The organism is Polaribacter aquimarinus (assembly GCF_003129485.1).
GTDB classification, from domain to species: domain Bacteria; phylum Bacteroidota; class Bacteroidia; order Flavobacteriales; family Flavobacteriaceae; genus Polaribacter; species Polaribacter aquimarinus.
The window spans coordinates 642,693-659,649 of the sequence record NZ_QFFG01000002.1; the positions used below are offsets into that span (position 1 = coordinate 642,693).

Annotated in this window: 19 protein-coding genes and 1 tRNA gene; 15 read left to right on the top strand and 5 right to left on the bottom strand. The window is 29.9% G+C overall.

The genetic code is table 11. The features are described from left to right. Positions 1-37: 37 nt before the first annotated feature. Positions 38-1,078: an aldo/keto reductase gene (locus DIS07_RS06450; protein WP_109404399.1), complete on the top strand. Its 1,041-nt coding sequence runs from the start codon at positions 38-40 to the stop codon at positions 1,076-1,078. Positions 1,079-1,156: 78 nt separating this feature from the next. Here DIS07_RS06450 and DIS07_RS06455 read toward each other — a convergent pair whose 3' ends face one another. Beyond that, complete coding sequence (locus tag DIS07_RS06455) at positions 1,157-1,468, bottom strand: DUF6370 family protein (protein ID WP_109404400.1); 312 nt, start codon at positions 1,466-1,468, stop codon at positions 1,157-1,159. Between the two features lie 79 nt (positions 1,469-1,547). Then, a complete protein-coding gene (locus tag DIS07_RS06460; RefSeq protein ID WP_109404401.1) occupies positions 1,548-3,236 on the bottom strand; it encodes a glutamine--tRNA ligase/YqeY domain fusion protein in 1,689 nt (562 codons plus the stop codon). Between the two features lie 112 nt (positions 3,237-3,348). On the opposite strand from DIS07_RS06460, the gene DIS07_RS06465 reads away from it, so the two are divergent. From DIS07_RS06465 to DIS07_RS06485, 5 genes are all read left to right on the top strand, one after another. Next, positions 3,349-3,564, top strand: a complete 216-nt coding sequence (locus DIS07_RS06465) for a zinc ribbon domain-containing protein (RefSeq protein WP_109404402.1) — start codon at positions 3,349-3,351, stop codon at positions 3,562-3,564. A gap of 185 nt (positions 3,565-3,749) precedes the next feature. Beyond that, the gene (locus DIS07_RS06470) at positions 3,750-4,136 is read left to right on the top strand and encodes a VOC family protein (protein WP_109404403.1); all 387 of its coding nucleotides are present in this window, start codon (positions 3,750-3,752) and stop codon (positions 4,134-4,136) included. A 23-nt stretch (positions 4,137-4,159) separates the two neighbouring features. Further along, positions 4,160-4,585: a DUF2452 domain-containing protein gene (locus tag DIS07_RS06475; protein WP_109404404.1), complete on the top strand. Its 426-nt coding sequence runs from the start codon at positions 4,160-4,162 to the stop codon at positions 4,583-4,585. 3 nt (positions 4,586-4,588) lie between these two features. After that, positions 4,589-4,945: a dihydroneopterin aldolase gene (gene folB, locus DIS07_RS06480; RefSeq protein ID WP_109404405.1), complete on the top strand. Its 357-nt coding sequence runs from the start codon at positions 4,589-4,591 to the stop codon at positions 4,943-4,945. A 56-nt stretch (positions 4,946-5,001) separates the two neighbouring features. After that, a tRNA-Cys gene (locus tag DIS07_RS06485) sits at positions 5,002-5,072 on the top strand. A gap of 181 nt (positions 5,073-5,253) precedes the next feature. Here DIS07_RS06485 and DIS07_RS06490 read toward each other — a convergent pair. Then, positions 5,254-6,309: an endonuclease/exonuclease/phosphatase family protein gene (locus tag DIS07_RS06490; protein WP_109404406.1), complete on the bottom strand. Its 1,056-nt coding sequence runs from the start codon at positions 6,307-6,309 to the stop codon at positions 5,254-5,256. Positions 6,310-6,433: 124 nt separating this feature from the next. Here DIS07_RS06490 and DIS07_RS06495 point away from each other — a divergent pair, with 124 nt between their 5' ends. The 7 genes from DIS07_RS06495 to truB all read left to right on the top strand — a co-directional run bounded on the left by DIS07_RS06495 (position 6,434) and on the right by truB (position 13,760). Next, the gene (locus DIS07_RS06495) at positions 6,434-9,193 is read left to right on the top strand and encodes a carboxypeptidase-like regulatory domain-containing protein (RefSeq protein ID WP_109404407.1); all 2,760 of its coding nucleotides are present in this window, start codon (positions 6,434-6,436) and stop codon (positions 9,191-9,193) included. 15 nt (positions 9,194-9,208) lie between these two features. Continuing rightward, the gene (locus tag DIS07_RS06500; RefSeq protein WP_109404408.1) at positions 9,209-10,633 is read left to right on the top strand and encodes a DUF5689 domain-containing protein; all 1,425 of its coding nucleotides are present in this window, start codon (positions 9,209-9,211) and stop codon (positions 10,631-10,633) included. A gap of 39 nt (positions 10,634-10,672) precedes the next feature. Next, positions 10,673-11,074, top strand: a complete 402-nt coding sequence (gene mce / locus DIS07_RS06505; protein WP_109404409.1) for a methylmalonyl-CoA epimerase — start codon at positions 10,673-10,675, stop codon at positions 11,072-11,074. 74 nt (positions 11,075-11,148) lie between these two features. Then, on the top strand, positions 11,149-12,027 hold the full coding sequence (locus DIS07_RS06510; protein WP_109404410.1) for a cell division protein FtsX: 879 nt from the start codon (positions 11,149-11,151) through the stop codon (positions 12,025-12,027). Between the two features lie 5 nt (positions 12,028-12,032). Beyond that, positions 12,033-12,275, top strand: a complete 243-nt coding sequence (locus tag DIS07_RS06515) for a DUF3098 domain-containing protein (RefSeq protein WP_109404411.1) — start codon at positions 12,033-12,035, stop codon at positions 12,273-12,275. Continuing rightward, complete coding sequence (locus tag DIS07_RS06520; protein ID WP_109404412.1) at positions 12,276-13,070, top strand: undecaprenyl-diphosphate phosphatase; 795 nt, start codon at positions 12,276-12,278, stop codon at positions 13,068-13,070. Positions 13,071-13,073: 3 nt separating this feature from the next. After that, a complete protein-coding gene (truB, locus tag DIS07_RS06525) occupies positions 13,074-13,760 on the top strand; it encodes a tRNA pseudouridine(55) synthase TruB (protein WP_109404413.1) in 687 nt (228 codons plus the stop codon). Positions 13,761-13,791: 31 nt separating this feature from the next. Here truB and DIS07_RS06530 read toward each other — a convergent pair whose 3' ends face one another. Continuing rightward, positions 13,792-14,163, bottom strand: coding sequence for a DUF2200 domain-containing protein (locus tag DIS07_RS06530; protein WP_109404414.1), 372 nt, complete (start codon positions 14,161-14,163; stop codon positions 13,792-13,794). A 2-nt stretch (positions 14,164-14,165) separates the two neighbouring features. After that, positions 14,166-14,993: a universal stress protein gene (locus tag DIS07_RS06535; protein ID WP_109404415.1), complete on the bottom strand. Its 828-nt coding sequence runs from the start codon at positions 14,991-14,993 to the stop codon at positions 14,166-14,168. Between the two features lie 172 nt (positions 14,994-15,165). Here DIS07_RS06535 and rimP point away from each other — a divergent pair, with 172 nt between their 5' ends. Next, positions 15,166-15,630, top strand: coding sequence for a ribosome assembly cofactor RimP (rimP, locus tag DIS07_RS06540; protein ID WP_109404416.1), 465 nt, complete (start codon positions 15,166-15,168; stop codon positions 15,628-15,630). 12 nt (positions 15,631-15,642) lie between these two features. Next, positions 15,643-16,899 carry a transcription termination factor NusA gene (gene nusA / locus DIS07_RS06545; RefSeq protein WP_109404417.1) on the top strand — a complete coding sequence of 419 codons (1,257 nt, stop codon included), beginning with the start codon at positions 15,643-15,645 and terminating at the stop codon, positions 16,897-16,899. The last annotated feature ends 58 nt before the right edge of the window (positions 16,900-16,957 follow it).

Sequence of the window (16,957 nt, forward strand, 5' to 3'; positions counted from 1 at the left end):
TTACACGATTAAGCAAATAAAAATAAGCATTAAATAAATGAAATATACAAAGCTACCTAATACTGATATTAAAGTTTCTAAAATTTGTTTAGGGACAATGACTTGGGGAAACCAAAATACAGAAGCAGAGGGTCATCAACAAATGGATTACGCTTTAGAACAAGGAGTAAACTTTTTTGATGTTGCAGAACTGTATCCTGTTCCTGCAAATGCAGAAACTTATGGTGATACTGAACGTATTATAGGAACTTGGTTAAAAAAAACTGGAAATAGAGATAAAGTTGTTTTGGCAAGTAAAATTGCTGGAGGTGGAGATTATACTGCTCATATAAGAAAAGGAGGTCTTAACAAAAAGAATATCTTAGAAGCTATAGAAAGTAGTTTGCAAAGATTACAGACAGACTATATCGATTTGTACCAATTGCATTGGCCAAATAGGGGTGTAAATGTATTTGGAACAAGAGATTTTCCAACAAGCACCGCAAGTAGTGAAGCTGAAAATTATGAGGAAATTTTAGAAACCCTCAACAGTTTAGTACAACAAGGAAAAATTAGAACTTATGGTTTGTCTAATGAAACTCCTTGGGGAACTATGAAATATTTAGAAGCTTGTAAAAAATTAGATGTGGCTAAACCGGTTACTATCCAAAATTCATATTCCTTAATTCATAGAGGATATGAAGTAGGGATGAGTGAAGTTTCTATGAGAGAAAATATTGGCTTGTTAGCCTATTCTCCTTTAGCACAAGGTGTTTTATCTGGTAAGTATTTAGATGGAAATAGTCCTGAAGGCTCAAGAGGAAATTTATTTCCGCGATTTATAGCACGTTATATGGGAGATGGTTCTTTAAGTGCAGTTAGAAAGTATGAAGCAATTGCAAAAAAAAATCGAATTTCATTATCTGAGTTATCATTAGCGTTCATTAATCAGTTACCATTTGTAACTAGTAATATTATTGGCGCTACAAAAATGGATCAATTGAGAGAAAATATTGGAAGTATTCATATTAATTTATCTGATGAAACTTTAAAAGAAATTGAAGCTATACATACTGAAATTCCTAATCCTGCACCCTAGTTTAGAGGGTAGTTATTCAGTATGCATTCAAAAAAAACTCCGAAGTAAATAATTTACTTCGGAGTTTTATGTTTTACTCTATTTAGCGTTATCCAACTTTAAAGAACTCGCTAGAAATCTTCCATCTTTTACAACTCCAGTAATTTCTCCTTTTCTGATTACGTTGCAAAAACCTATTTTCTCATCATGTGCATCACCAAAATCATCAATATTAAAACCGTCTACAAAATAGGCTTTATCATCAAAACGAACTGCTAAACTACAACCAGATTCTGAGTCTAAATCGAACTTGCATTGGCCACAAGATAGTTCTGCAGTTTGTGTCATTTCTTTTTTATTAGAACAAGCAACTACAATAATTAGTACAAATACGAATATTATTTTTTTCATAATTAGTTATTTATTTTTCTAAAATTTATTCAAACTTCAAACTTCAAACTTCAAACTTCCAACTTCCAACTGAGACTACCTATTTTTTCGAACTCCAAGAATCACGCAAGCCAACAGTTTTATTAAATACTAAACTTTTTTTAGTTGAATCATCATCCACGTTAAAATATCCTAAACGTTGAAACTGAAAGCGATCACCAATTTTTGCGGTTTGTAAACTTGGTTCCACAAAAGCATTGATTATTTCTAAAGAATTCGGATTTAAAAACTCCATATAATCCTTGTCTTTATGTGAGTCTGGTGCTTCATCTAGAAACAATCTATCATAAGCTCTCACTTCTGCTTTTACTGCATGTTTAACAGAAACCCAATGCAAAGTACCTTTAACTTTACGTTTGCTTTCTTCTGTTCCACTTCCAGATTTTGTTAATGGATCATAAGTACATTGAATTTCAGTAATATTCCCATTTTCATCTTTAGTACAACTATTAGCAGTAATAAAGTATGCATTTTTTAAACGAACTTCTTTCCCTAATTTTAATCGGAAAAACTTCTTATTAGCTTCTTCTCTAAAGTCTTCGCGCTCAATATAAATCTCTCTAGAAAAAGGAACTTCTCTACTTCCAAATCCTTCTTCATAATCATTATAGTTGGCATCTAAAATTTCCTCTTTATCTTCAGGATAATTGGTAATTACCACTTTTACAGGATCTAAAACACCCATAACTCTTGGGGCATTCTTATTTAAATCCTCTCTGATTTTAAACTCTAAAAGAGCTACATCAATCACGTTTTCACGCTTAGAAACTCCAACAGTTTCAACAAAACTTCTAATAGCAGCAGGTGTATAACCACGTCTTCTTAAACCAGAAATTGTAGGCATTCTTGGGTCATCCCAACCAGAAACAATGTTTTCTTCTACTAATTTAAGCAACTTACGTTTACTCATTATAGTGTAACTTAAGTTCAAACGAGAAAACTCACGTTGTTTTGGTGTTAAAGGATATTCAGAAGAACTGTATGTAAATACATTATCACGAAACCAATTGTACAATTCTCTATGAGGTTTAAATTCTAAAGAACACAAAGAATGAGATATTTGTTCAATATAATCACTTTCACCATGCGTCCAATCATACATTGGGTAAATGCACCAATCATCACCAGTTCTATGATGCGATTTGTACATAATTCTATACATCAAAGGGTCACGCATCAACATATTTGGAGATGTCATGTCAATTTTTGCACGCAATGTATGTTCACCTTCTTTAAACTTTCCGTCTTTCATTCCTTGAAATAATTCCAAGTTTTCTTCCACACTTCTATCTCTAAAAGGGCTATTAGTTCCTACTTCAGTTGGCGTTCCTTTTTGAATACGCATTTCTTCTGAAGTTTGAGAATCTACATACGCTTTTCCATCTTTAATCAATAAAACTGCCCAGTTATATAATTGCTGAAAATAATCTGAAGAATAACATTCGTTTGCCCAAGTATAGCCTAACCAAGCAATATCTCTCTTAATAGCATCTACATATTCTTGTTCTTCTTTTGCAGGATTTGTATCGTCAAAACGTAAGTTTACAGGTGCGTTGTATTTTTCACCCAAACCAAAACTAATTCCAATAGCTTTGGTATGTCCAATATGCAAATATCCATTTGGTTCTGGTGGAAATCTAAAACGCAAATCATCTTTTGGCATTCCGTTAGCCAAATCATCCTCTATAATATGCTCTATAAAATTGAGCGATTTATTTTCTTCAGACATCTTTTTTATTACAAAAAATTAAGACACAAAATTACGTAAAATATTATACAGCTATTCCCTAACTTGTAACAAAAATGGGATTTCAGCATCTAATAAATAAACAACACAAACTATGAGCGATCAAATAAGAAATTATACCTGCCCAAAATGCAATTGCAAAACTTATAAATTAGGCCAAATGCGAGCAACAGGAGGTACATTATCTAAAATTTTTGATATCCAGAACCAAAAATTTACTAGTGTAACTTGCGAGCGATGTACTTACACAGAATTCTATAAAACAAAAACAAGTGCAATAAGTAACGTGTTCGACTTTTTTACAAATTAGACAAAATATTGAGCTTGCCGAAATATGGGCGTTCCCTTGCAGGTCGTGCTTTCTGTTTTATCCCTGAAACAAGTTCAGGGGATGCCACTGCAATCACTAACGCGGGTATATTTACCCGTTAAAGTTTTCTAAAAGGAAGTTTTAGTACTTATTTATTGTCGTATTTTTGCAATATTATTATAAGTATGGCTTCTTTTTTATTAAATCACATAGCGCTCTCTGTAAAAAATGTTGATGTATCTGTTGCATTCTATCAAAAAGTATTTCAATTTGAAGAAATAGAAAATACCGCATCCAACTCTAAAACAAGATGGTTGTCACTTGGAGAGGGAAAGCAATTACATTTAATTCCTCGTCCAAATTTAGAAGTAACCACAAATAAAGCAGTTCATTTTGCTTTGTCTACTTCAAATTTAGAAGAATTCGTAAAACATCTTATCAATCTAAAAATTGAATATTCAGATTGGACAAATACGATAAAAAAAGATTATGTTCGAAAAGACGGAATTCATCAATGCTATTTTCAAGACCCAGATGGATATTGGATTGAAGTAAATAATGCAGGGTCTTAAAAACAATAATAAATTTGTATTCAATGAAAAATGATAAGAAAAAACCAGATTTAGTTGTTTTTAATGAGGAAAGCCAAAAATATGATGCAGCTTTAAAACCTTATGGAACATCCGCGAGTTCTCCAGTAATAAAACCACTGAATACAGCAAGCTGGAAAAACGATGGCATTCATCGTGTAAACAAACAACTAAAATCTAAGTTTGATGAGGTTAAAAAAGAATACGAAGCTTTGATGGAAAAGTTTCAGTATAACGATTTAATTTACAATGCAAAATTCAGTTTCGAACCCATTTTTGGCGAAAATTATCATTTGTATAATAACAAAAATAACGAACCGTTTTTATCGATTATTGCTCCAGACCAATGTAGTTTTGAGTATTTAGGATCTTTTAGGTTAAATACAGATAAAATGTGGGAAAAGATTGAAGAAACATCAAATCAAGAATAATAAATGGGAAAAATACAAGTAAATAATATAAAATTATATGCTTTTCATGGCTGTTTAGAAGAAGAATCAAAAATTGGTTCTTGGTATAGAGTTGATGTTGAGGTGAAAGCAGATTTAAAAAAATCGGCAAGAACAGATGAGTTAGTTGATACCGTAGATTATGTGCATTTAAATCATATTGTAAAAGAAGAAATGGCAATTCGTTCTAAATTATTAGAGGAAGTGGCACAACGTATTTTAAATCGTTTTTTTCAAGAACTCAGAATGATTAGAAGAGCAAGAGTTTCTGTGGCTAAAATAAATCCACCGATAGGTGGAAATGTTGAAGAAGTTGTTATAATTCTCACAAAAAAGCGATAAGCTTAAAAAATACTTGCTAAAGTTGTAAATTTGCTTAAATTTGCAATCCTTTAAAAGGTGTCGTGGCCGAGTGGCTAGGCAGTGGTCTGCAACACCATCTACAGCGGTTCGAATCCGCTCGACACCTCAATAAAACAAACCTTTAACTTATTAAGTTAAAGGTTTCTGTTTTTAACGACTAACTTATAAAGCATTTATTTTAAAGGTTAAAAAAACAATGATTGGAATTCTCAAAAGTTAAAAAAAATTATTATCTGAAAATCATTAAACTATAATGTTATTTGATGAGGTAACAAAATATTTGAAATTTATTTCTTCTCTTTAATTAAATATAAATAAACTGGGTAATGATCAGAATACCCACCAGTATAAGATCCATTAGAAAAACTTCTAAATGGATACCCTTTATACTTTCCTCTCTTTGTTGTTAAGAACCTTTTATTAAAAATCATTGCTTTGTACATTTTATAAGAAGAAAATTCTTTTTCTCCTTTATCTAATAATGGAGAAGAAAGTATAATTTGATCGAATAAGTTTATTTTATCTCTATATTTTAAAGTGTTAAAACCTCTTCGAAACATGTCTTCATATGGGTTATACAAGTCATCTTTATTTATATTTTTCTTTTTGCTTTTCGTATTTAAAACCTTTTTAAAACTAGAATTTATAGGGTCGTCATTAAAGTCTCCCATAATTAAAATTTTAGCATCAGAATTCTGTTCTCTAATTTGCTTTATAATTTTTGTGTTTTGGTATGCGGCTTTTTCACGATTAGGTCTGCTTGCCTTTTCACCTCCTCTTCTAGAAGGCCAATGATTTACAATAAAATGTATTAATTCATCATCTAAATAACCTGAAACTAATAATTGATCTCTTGTGAAGATTTTTATATTATTTACATATATATTAGGATTGAAAACTTCATGATAGATGGGTTTAAAATATCTTTTCTGATACAATAAAGCAACATCAATTCCTCTTTTATCTGGAGAGTCGTAATGTATAATGCCATAGTTTTTTGTTGCCAAATGTTTAGAGTTTACCAAATCTTCTAAAACATTTAAATTTTCAATTTCAGAAACCCCAATTATTGCAGGACTTGTGTTTGCTTTCTCTAGCCCTATTTGGGCTATTACGCTTCCCAATTTATCAATTTTATCCCAATAAACTTTGGATTTGTTTGACTTAAGCTCCATTATTGGACTAGCTTCATCATTTTTATTGACATCATTTATGGTATCAAAAAGGTTTTCAAGATTGTAAAAAGCAACTGTTCTTATGGCAAATTTTTTTGAGTTCTTTTGGGAGCATCCCCAAAAAACATTTAACAAAACGAAAGCTAGTACTAATAAAATCTTTTTCATATCATTTCTATTGTTATAGTATAGTCGAAGCAATAAAAACAAAGATATAAAAACAAATAATTTAGCGTGGTCTTTTTAAATTAATTAAAAATGTGTAGTTTTATAGAGCTAGAAAAAGAAAATTATGAAAAAGAATATGTTATTTACATGTATTCTGCTATGCTTATATTTGAGTATAAATAGTCAAAATACGGTAAAAGGAATTGTCGCCGATAGTAAATCTAAAAGGCCTCTCACAAATGTTTTTGTAAGTATAAAAAACAATCAACACCAAATCGTTACTTCAGAAAATGGTGTTTTTTTCTTAAAAAATATAAAAAATGGCAGTTTAGTACTTCAAATTAAACTCACGGGTTATGAAACGCAAAATTTGCAATTAGATTTTTCAGGAAAACCTATAGATTTAGGCATTATATACTTATTTAAAGATATTACAGAAGACTTGGATTTAAGTTTAATTACCATTACAGATGATGAGTTAAACAATGATGCAAGTACTGCTGATAATATTTCAGGATTGTTACAAGCTTCTCGTGATGTATTTTTAAGAAGTGCCGCTTTTGAGTTTAGTTCTTCATTTTTTAGGGTTAAAGGTTTAGATTCCAGTAATGGAAAAGTTTTAATTAATGGTATTGAAATGAATAAACTTTCAGATGGAAGAGCCCAATGGAGCAACTGGGGAGGTTTAAACGACATTTTAAGAAATCAAGAACTTAGTAATGGTTTAGCACCTTCTCATTACACTTTTGGAGGTGTTTTAGGTTCTACTAACATAAATACCAGAGCTTCAGAACAAAGTCCAGGAGCTAGAATTTCATACTCATCGTCTAACAGAAGTTATGTTCATAGACTTATGACTACCTATTCTACTGGAGTTTTAAAAAAGGGTTGGTCTTTTTCGTTTTCTGGAAGTAAAAGATTAGGCGTTGAGGGTTTTAATGAAGGAACAACCTATAATGCCTATTCCTTATTTGCTTCTGTGGATAAAAAAATAAACAGAAGACATAGTTTAAGTTTTTCAGGGTTTTTTACACCAAATAGAAGAGGTAAATCTTCACCCAACACCCAAGAAGTATTCGATTTAAAAGGAATTACATACAATGATTATTGGGGTTTTTTAAATGGGCGTAAAACAAACGCAAGAATAAAAGAAGTATCAGAACCTATTTTAATGTTAAATCATTATTGGAATTTATCTGAAAAAACAAATTTTCAAACCAATATAGCCTATCAGTTTGGAAAAATAGGGAATAGTAGAATTGATTTTAATGGAGGTGCTAATCCAAGTCCTACTTATTATCAATATTTACCAAGTTTCGAAGTAAGAAATAATGATTTAGCTGAGGCTTATTTATTGCAACAAAGATTTATAAAAGAGGGTCAGATAGATTGGAATAATATTTTTGATGCAAATGTAACTAATAAAGAAGTTGGAAATAATAATGCTTATGTCTTGTATGAGGATAGAACTGATGACAAACAACTAACGATTAATACCATATTGAATATAGAAATAAATGATAATATAACTCTAAGCGGAAAAATAGAATATAGAAGATTAAGGTCTAATGCTTTTGCTAAAGTTATCGATTTATTGGGTGGCTCAGGGTATTTAGATATAAACCCTTTTGCAGAAAAAACATCTTTAATCGATAAACAGCAAAATAACTTAATAAATCCTAATAGGGTGGTAGAAGTTGGCCAAAAATTTAAATATAATTACAATGTAAACTCAAGTATTTCAAATGCTTTTTTACAAGCTCAGTTTAATTACAATAAAGTAGATTTTTATTCGGCTTTTAGTGTATCTCGGACAAGTCATCAAAGAGAGGGTTTATATAAAAATGGAAGATTTGAAAATAATTCTTTAGGGGAGTCGAAAAAATTAAGCTTCACTAATTTTGGATTAAAAGGAGGTTTAACTTACAAGATAACAGGGCGACATTTAATAAATGCTAATATTGGATATTTAAATAATGCACCAACCGTTAAAAACTCATTTTCTAACATAAGAGAGAATAATAATACTGTAGATAATTTACAAAGCGAAAAAACATTTACATCAGATTTAAGCTATATCCTCAGAAGTCCATTAATTACATCAAAGTTAACAACTTACTATATTTCTATTAGAGATGCTACGGAAATTTCCTTCTATTTCGCAGATGGAGTTGGAGGAGATAATACTGCATTTGTACAGGAAATTCTTAACGGAATAAACAAAAAACATATTGGATTTGAACTCGGAATCGAGGCAAAAATTACACCTACAATTAAATTAAAAGGAGTAACTTCAATAGGACAATTTACTTATGATAATAATCCTAATTTATATTTAACTTCAGATGTAGCTGGTGTAGGTGGTTTTGACGAAAATTTTAGGTCAAAAGATTATATAGCATTACTTAAAAATTTTAAAGTTGCTTCTGGACCACAGACTGCTTATTCTGTAGGTTTTGAATATAGGGATCCCGATTATTGGTGGGTTGGAGCTACAGTAAATTTTTTTGCAAATACTTACATAGATTTAGCTCCATTAAACAGATCTTCTCATTTTTATGAGGATGCAGATGGATTATCATTTAATGATTATGATACTGTTTTAGCTAGAGAATTATTGCAACAAGAAAAGTTTGATAATTACAGGGTAGTAAATTTAGTTGGAGGTAAATCTTGGAAAATAGGAGATAAGTATGTGAGTGTTTTTGCTACCATTAATAATTTATTTGGTGAAGAATATAAGTCTGGTGGATTTGAGCAAGGTAGAAATGCAAACTATAGACAATTAAGAGATGATAATGCTTTAGAAACTCCTGTTTTTGGAAACCGATATTGGTATGGTAGAGGTGCAACCTACTTTTTAAATATAAATTTAAGATTTTAAAAAAAGAAAAATGATATGAAAACGAATAAAATACTATTGTTGTTTATAGTCTTTATTATCTGTATTTCTCAATATTCTTGTGTAGAAGATGGGAACTTTGATATTCCACAAAAAAAAGAAGATCAAGAAAACTATAGTTTAATATTGCTTAAAGACAGTATTGATGATAATTTAATTGAGTTGAAATCCATTAGCGATTTAAAATCACTTTATATTTCAGGAAGCCTTCCAGTAAAAATTACATCTAATATTGTGGTTAAAGGCTATGTAGTTTCCTCTGATAAAGAAGGAAACTATTTTAAAGAATTTTATATGCAAGATCAAGCAGTGAATCCAACTGCAGGAATTAAAGTTGCTTTAAACTTAAATAAAATTTGCAATAAGTATAATTTTGGAAGAGAAGTATATATTAGGCTAAAAAACCTTTATTTAGGCGAAACAAACTTTGGTGATGGAATTACTACCATTGGTGGTAAAATAAAGTTAACAGATAATAAAGAAATTGAAAGTATTGCTATAAATAAAGAAAAAAATCATCTTTATCGTTCAGAAATAACAGAAATCATTGTTCCAAAAGTAATAACAATGGTTGCCGTTAATAATGCTGCGAATATTGGAATGTTTGTAAAAATTAAGGATGTATTTTTCTCTGGATATACAAAAGGTAAATCATATACAGATCCAACAGAAGACTTTGATACCAAGCGTAAAATTGAAACTTGTCAGGGGTTAGGTCTTGTAGGTTCTTTTTTAGAAACAAGTTCATTTTCTAGTTTTGCCAATAATAGTTTACCAGAAGGTGGTGGCGAACTTAGTGCTGTTATTTCTAAAGATTTTTCAGGGGATTTTTTTGTTTTAGTGTTAAATGATATTTTGGATGTAAATATGAATGATGACAGATGTACCCCACTTTCTATTTCAGATTTTTCGACTATATTATTAGATGAAGATTTTGAAAATACTTCTGGAAGAATTAGTATTTCCGGATGGACTAATTATATAGAAAAAGGCACAAAATCTTGGAGGTCATATATAGATGCAAATTCTAATAGTAGAGCAGCCCGAATAGGTTCTTTTCTTTCTAGAAATGATAGTACAATTTCTTGGCTAATTACTAAAAGTATCAATTTAGAAACCACAAATCAAGAATTTTTATCATTTGAAACATCGAGTAGCTTCTTTGATAACAGTAATTTAGAAGTTTTGATTTCAACAAATTGGGATGGTAAAGAAACCAATATAACTAATGCAACATGGGAAACTTTACCCGCTAGAATTGTTAATGAGTCTGATAATCATGAAAATTTCGTGAATTCGACTTTTATAGATTTATCTAAGTATAAAGGAAATGCATACATTGCTTTTAAATATATAGGTAGTGGTAACGAGCATTATGACGGTACTTACGAACTAGATAATATCATTATTAGAGCTAAATAAAAGTGAAAAATATTAAAGAAACTTTTCTATTTTTACAATATGAAAAAAATTGAACACATTGGTATTGCAGTTAAAGATTTAGAGAAATCTAATGCGTTATTTGCATCTCTCTTTGGAAAAGAACATTACAAAATTGAAGAGGTCATTTCAGAAGGTGTAAAAACATCATTTTTTAAATCTGGCCCCAATAAAATAGAGTTACTACAAGCCACAAACTCTAAAAGCCCAATAGCAAAATTTATTGAAAAAAAAGGAGAAGGAATTCATCATGTAGCTTTTGCAGTATCAGATATTAAAAAGGAAATAAAAAGACTAAAAAAGGAAGGTTTTACAGTTTTAAATGATGTGCCTAAAAAAGGAGCTGATAATAAATTAGTAGCTTTTTTGCATCCTAAAACTACAAATGGTGTTTTAGTAGAGTTGTGTCAAGAAATCGATTAGTTAAAATACTGCTAAGGGTTACTCTCAACTAAATCCTAATTATTATCTTGCAGCTTTTAACAAAATAGTTTTTAATGTCATCAAAATTTGATTCTTATCAAAAAAGGCGCTTACAATCTTCTTACATTTCTGTTGTAATTAGTATTGCTTTGGTTCTTTTTATGGTTGGTGTTTTAGCTCTAGTATTGTTAAAATCTAAAAAAGTAGCGAATCATTTTAAAGAAAAAGTAGCGATGACTTTGTTTTTAAAAGACGAAGTTAATAATGAAAAAATATATGCTTTTAAAGAATCTTTAAAAAAAGAAGCTTTCTCGAAGAAAGTACTATACATAAGCAAAGAAAATGCTGCAAAACAATATAGTAAAGAAATAGGAGAAGATTTTTTGCAATTTTTAGGTAAAAACCCTTTAAAAAACGGAATAGATATTTATTTAAATGCTGATGCTGTAACCCCAGAAAAAATGCAAAAACTTGAAACTAAGTTTTTAAAAAACGCTTACGTTGCTGAAGTTTCTTACGATAAACCTTTAATAGAGCTACTAACAAAAAATATTAAAAGGATTAGTTTTTGGCTTTTAGTGTTAAGTGGTTTTTTTGCTTTTGTTGCCATGATTTTAATAAATAGCTCAATTCGACTTTCTATATACTCGAAAAGATTTAACATTAAAACAATGCAAATGGTTGGTGCAACAAAAAGCTTTATTAGAAAACCTTTTATTTGGCAAAGCATAAAATTAGGATTTTTAGGTGCTGTAATTGCTCTTTTAGGTATTGGAGTAATTATATTTTATGTAGATAAATATATTCCTTCATTAGAATTAATTAAAGATTACATTTCTTTAAGTTATTTAGTAGGGGGTGTTTTAGTATCAGCATTTATAATTACATGGTTAAGTACATTTTTTGCTACACAACGATTTTTAAATTTACAAACTGACGAACTTTATTACTAATAAATATGGAGAAAGATAATATCCAAAAACCAGAATTTTTATTTGGAAAAAAGAACTATATCGTTATGATTATAGGAATATTTGTAATTGCATTAGGATTTATTTTTATGGCAGGTGGCGGAAGTGATAATCCTGAGGTTTTTAACGAAGAAATTTACAATTGGCAAAGAATTCGACTGGCCCCAACTTTAGTTATTATTGGTTTAGGAATCGAAATTTATGCAATTCTTTTAAACCCTAAAAAGTAAATGGATATTTTAGAAGCAATTATTTTAGGGATTATTCAGGGTTTAACAGAGTTTTTACCAGTTTCTTCAAGCGGTCATTTAGAATTAGTGAAAGCAATTCTTGGTGACACTTCTGTACCAGAAGAAAGTTTAACTTTTACTGTAGTTTTACACTTTGCAACAGCTTTAAGTACACTTGTTATTTTTAGAAAAGAAGTTGGTGAAATTTTAAAAGGATTATTACAATTTAAATGGAATAATGAGTTCAAGTTTTCTTTAAAAATTGTAATCTCTATGATTCCAGCTGTGTTTGTAGGCTTACTCTTTGAAGAACAATTAGAATCTTTTTTTGGTGGAAAAATTCTCTTAGTAGGTGCAATGTTGTTGGTAACTGCTCTTTTGTTATTACTCGCAGATAAAGCAAAAAACACTAATAAGGAAGTTTCATATTGGAATGCTGTTATTATTGGTGTTTCGCAAGCAATTGCGATGTTACCAGGGATTTCTAGATCTGGAGCCACAATTTCTACATCAGTTTTATTGGGAATAGATAGAACTAGATCTGCTCGTTTTTCTTTTTTAATGGTAGTTCCATTAATTTTTGGTAAAATTGGGAAAGATGTTTTAAGTGGAGACTTAAATTTTCAATCCTCTGAAATGATACCAATTTCAGCAGGTTTCATTGCTGCATTTCTTGCGGGAATATTGGCTTGTAAATGGATGATTGCTTTGGTTAAAAAAAGTAAATTATCGTACTTCTCAATTTACTGTGCAGTTGTAGGTTGCATTGCAATTGGATATGCTCTTTTAAACTAATTTATGGCTCTTGAAGATTACCTAAATGGTCAAGTTTTTTTGATTGATAAACCTTTAAAATGGACTTCTTTTCAGGTTGTTAATAAATTGCGTTGGCATATAAAAAAGCACTTTGAAATTAAAAAAATTAAGGTTGGTCATGCAGGTACTTTAGATCCTTTGGCAACAGGATTATTAATAATTTGTACAGGAAAAGAAACCAAACAAATAAATACGTATCAAGGGCAAATAAAAGAGTATACGGGTACTTTTATAATTGGAGCTACAACACCCAGTTACGATCTCGAAACTCAAATTAATCAGACATTTGCAACTGAACATATTACAGAAACATTATTACATAAAACTACGAAAGATTTTATTGGAGATATTCAGCAGAAACCACCCATTTTTTCGGCAATTAAAAAAGATGGAAAACGTTTGTACGAATTGGCAAGAAAAGGTGAAACTACTGAAATAAAATCGAGAAATGTAACTATTTCTCAATTTGAGATTACAAAAATAAATTTACCTGAAGTTGAGTTTAGGGTTGTTTGTAGTAAAGGAACATATATTCGATCTTTAGCCTATGACTTTGGATTAGCATTAAACTCTGGTGCTCACCTATCAGAATTAAGAAGAACCAAGATTGGAGATTTTTCTGTTAAAAAAGCAATTTCAATTGAGAATTTTATAAATAGGTTACAATAAAAAAGGTTTTTTTTAAGAAATTACTATACCTTTATTTTTTACGCAAAATCTTCTCCATTTTTCTTCCTTTTGCTAATTCATCAATTAACTTTTCCATTTGTCTGCATTGTTTATATAATTCAAATTCATCTTCTATTTCCTCAATTCGATAACCACAAACAACCCCTTTAATCATGTCTGCGTTAGGGTTTATTTTTGCTTTCTCAAAAAACATTTTAAAAGTTACTTTCTCTTCGATAAGTGATTGTAATTCATTTTCGCTATAACCAGTAAACCATTCAATTACTTGATGAAACTCTTTCTTTGTTCTACCATGTTTTTCTAATCTATTCCAATAATGAGGGTAAATAGAAGCAAATATCATATTAGCAACTTTTTCGTTTTTTTCAGTTGTAACTTTCATTTTTAAACTTTTATAGTTAGCATAGGTTTTAAAGCATTTTTAGATAGGTTTTTAGTAACACTTCCTGTAAACAAATGAGCAATTCCACTTCTACCATGTGTAGCCATCGCAATTAAATTTGCATTTACTTCTTTAGAAAAATTTAGAATACCTTTTTCAACAGAAACATCTCCATATATATGTATTTTTCGATTAGAAAGCTCAAAATCAGAAATAAAATCTTTTATTTTTTGTTTTGCTTCTACAGTACTAACAAAATGAGATGGAGTATTTACTTTTAACAAGTGAATTCTACTATTAAATACAGATGCGAAATCTAAAAACTTTCTAAAAACTTCTTTGTTTTCTGCTTTAAAGTTAGAAGCGAAAACCAAACGTTTTAGCTTAAACTTTTTACTGTCTTTTTTTACCACTAAAACAGGTCTTTGAGAGCTGCGTACTACTTTTTCGGTATTAGAACCTATAATGATTTCTTCAAATTCAGAATGACCCTTGTAACCCATAATAATTAAATCTGCATCTATTTTATCAGCGTATTTTTGAATTCCTTCGAAAGGATTGTTTAGCTTGATAATGTATTTTACAGCAATAGATTCATCAAAAAAAGAATCTTTAAATGTTAATACTTTTTCTCTAACCTTTCTTAAATACAACATGCTTTCAGGAATACTAAATCTACTTCCTGCTCCCATATCTATAACACCTTTTGGAAGTTCTATTAAATGAATTAAATAAATTGTTGCATTTGTTTTTTTTGCAATTTGTGCAGCCATTTTTGCTGCATATTCAGATGGTTTTGAAAAATCTATAGGAACTAAAATATTCTTCATTATACAAAAATTTAGAAATTAACAACTGTGTATCTAAAGTTACAAAAAATAAATGACATCAACATAGTTTGGTAAATACTAAAGAATTCGTATATTTGCACCGAAAAATAGGAATAAATGACAGAGAAGGGGACTTAAAAGTCCCCTCTTTTTATACTTTTTTTTAAGGTTTATGAAGCAGGAAAATAGGGTAAAAGATTTAGTAGAAGAAGCATTAGCTTTGAATGATTCGTTATTTTTAATAGATTTATCTATTTCAACAAATAATAAAATTCAGGTTACAGTAGATGGAGATAATGGAGTTCCATTAAGCGAATGTATAAGAATTAGTAGAAATGTTGAGCACAATTTAGATAGAGAAGAAGAAGATTTCTCTTTAGAAGTAACAACACCAGACATTTCTCACCCTCTAAAAGAAAAAAGACAGTACAAAAAGAATATCAATAGAATCTTAAAAGTTAAAACTTCAGAAGAAGAATTTGAAGGGACTTTAGTAGAAGTAGATAATGCCAAAATTGTACTAAATTGGAAAGCAAGAGAGCCAAAACCTATAGGTAAAGGTAAAGTTACTGTGCAAAAAACAGCAACTATAGCGTATAAAGATATTAAAGAAGCAAAAGTGAAGATTGTATTTTAAGTAAAAAATGTAATGGAGAATATAGCATTAATTGATTCGTTTTCAGAATTTAAAGATAATAAAAGCATAGACAGAGTAACATTAATGTCTATTTTAGAAGAAGTATTTAGAGCTGCCTTAAAACGTAAATTTGGGTCTGATGATAATTTTGATATCATTATTAACCCAGATAAAGGAGATTTAGAAATTTGGAGAAATAGAGTTGTAGTTGCAGATGGTTTTTCTGAAGATGATAATGAAGAAATTGAATTAAGTGAGGCAAGAAAAATTGAGCCAGATTTTGAAATTGGCGAAGATGTTTCTGAAGAAGTAAAACTAATCGATTTAGGAAGGAGAGCTATTTTGGCTTTACGTCAGAACTTAATTTCTAAAATTTACGAGCACGATAGTACTAACATCTTTAAACAATTTAAAGATTTAGAAGGTGATTTATATAGCGCAGAAGTGCACCATATCCGACATAATGCAATCATTTTATTAGATGATGAAGGAAATGAAATTGTATTGCCGAAAAGCGAACAAATTCGTTCAGACTTCTTTAGAAAAGGCGATTCTGTAAGAGGCGTTATAAAATCTGTAGAATTAAGAGGAAATAAACCAGCGATAATCTTATCGAGAACTTCGCCTTTATTTTTAAATAAATTATTTGAACAAGAAATTCCTGAAGTTTTCGACGGTTTAATAACTGTGGAAGGCGTAGCAAGAATTCCTGGAGAAAAAGCAAAAGTTGCCGTAGATTCATATGATGATAGAATAGACCCTGTAGGAGCTTGTGTTGGAGTAAAAGGGTCAAGAATTCATGGTATTGTTCGTGAGTTAGGTAACGAAAACATAGATGTAATCAATTATACTAAAAACGAGCAATTGTTTATTTCAAGAGCGTTAAGTCCTGCAAAAGTGACTTCAATGGAAATTGAAATGTATGAAGAAGAAAAAAATGGTAAAAAAGGACGTGTAAGTGTACTTTTAAAACCAGAAGAAGTTTCTAAGGCAATTGGTAGAGGTGGTGTAAATATTCGTTTAGCAAGTGAGTTAACTGGTTATGAAATTGATGTTCAAAGAGAAGGTATAGAAGAAGAAGATGTAGAATTAACAGAATTTATCGATGAAATCGAAGATTGGGTTATCACTGAATTCAAAAAAATTGGTTTAGACACGGCAAGAAGTGTATTAGAAACTTCTGTAGCAGAATTGGTAAAAAGAACTGATTTAGAAGAAGAAACCATTATAGATGTTCAGAGAATTCTTAAAGAAGAATTTGAAGACTAAGTTATAGCGATAGTAAAGTAAAAAGTAGATTTTTACAAGTAATAAGTTAAATAAAATA

What these genes read in the sequence shown, in the direction of transcription:
- DIS07_RS06465 (WP_109404402.1), top strand. Translation starts at nt 3,349, where the DNA reads ATGAGCGATCAAATAAGAAATTATACCTGCCCAAAATGCAATTGCAAA.
- DIS07_RS06515 (WP_109404411.1), top strand. Translation starts at nt 12,033, where the DNA reads ATGGAGAAAGATAATATCCAAAAACCAGAATTTTTATTTGGAAAAAAG.
- DIS07_RS06500 (WP_109404408.1), top strand. Translation starts at nt 9,209, where the DNA reads ATGAAAACGAATAAAATACTATTGTTGTTTATAGTCTTTATTATCTGT.
- DIS07_RS06490 (WP_109404406.1), bottom strand. Translation starts at nt 6,309, where the DNA reads ATGAAAAAGATTTTATTAGTACTAGCTTTCGTTTTGTTAAATGTTTTT.
- DIS07_RS06450 (WP_109404399.1), top strand. Translation starts at nt 38, where the DNA reads ATGAAATATACAAAGCTACCTAATACTGATATTAAAGTTTCTAAAATT.
- DIS07_RS06470 (WP_109404403.1), top strand. Translation starts at nt 3,750, where the DNA reads ATGGCTTCTTTTTTATTAAATCACATAGCGCTCTCTGTAAAAAATGTT.
- truB (WP_109404413.1), top strand. Translation starts at nt 13,074, where the DNA reads ATGGCTCTTGAAGATTACCTAAATGGTCAAGTTTTTTTGATTGATAAA.
- DIS07_RS06455 (WP_109404400.1), bottom strand. Translation starts at nt 1,468, where the DNA reads ATGAAAAAAATAATATTCGTATTTGTACTAATTATTGTAGTTGCTTGT.
- DIS07_RS06475 (WP_109404404.1), top strand. Translation starts at nt 4,160, where the DNA reads ATGAAAAATGATAAGAAAAAACCAGATTTAGTTGTTTTTAATGAGGAA.
- DIS07_RS06460 (WP_109404401.1), bottom strand. Translation starts at nt 3,236, where the DNA reads ATGTCTGAAGAAAATAAATCGCTCAATTTTATAGAGCATATTATAGAG.
- rimP (WP_109404416.1), top strand. Translation starts at nt 15,166, where the DNA reads ATGAAGCAGGAAAATAGGGTAAAAGATTTAGTAGAAGAAGCATTAGCT.
- DIS07_RS06495 (WP_109404407.1), top strand. Translation starts at nt 6,434, where the DNA reads ATGAAAAAGAATATGTTATTTACATGTATTCTGCTATGCTTATATTTG.
- DIS07_RS06530 (WP_109404414.1), bottom strand. Translation starts at nt 14,163, where the DNA reads ATGAAAGTTACAACTGAAAAAAACGAAAAAGTTGCTAATATGATATTT.
- DIS07_RS06520 (WP_109404412.1), top strand. Translation starts at nt 12,276, where the DNA reads ATGGATATTTTAGAAGCAATTATTTTAGGGATTATTCAGGGTTTAACA.
- DIS07_RS06510 (WP_109404410.1), top strand. Translation starts at nt 11,149, where the DNA reads ATGTCATCAAAATTTGATTCTTATCAAAAAAGGCGCTTACAATCTTCT.
- nusA (WP_109404417.1), top strand. Translation starts at nt 15,643, where the DNA reads ATGGAGAATATAGCATTAATTGATTCGTTTTCAGAATTTAAAGATAAT.
- mce (WP_109404409.1), top strand. Translation starts at nt 10,673, where the DNA reads ATGAAAAAAATTGAACACATTGGTATTGCAGTTAAAGATTTAGAGAAA.
- DIS07_RS06535 (WP_109404415.1), bottom strand. Translation starts at nt 14,993, where the DNA reads ATGAAGAATATTTTAGTTCCTATAGATTTTTCAAAACCATCTGAATAT.
- folB (WP_109404405.1), top strand. Translation starts at nt 4,589, where the DNA reads ATGGGAAAAATACAAGTAAATAATATAAAATTATATGCTTTTCATGGC.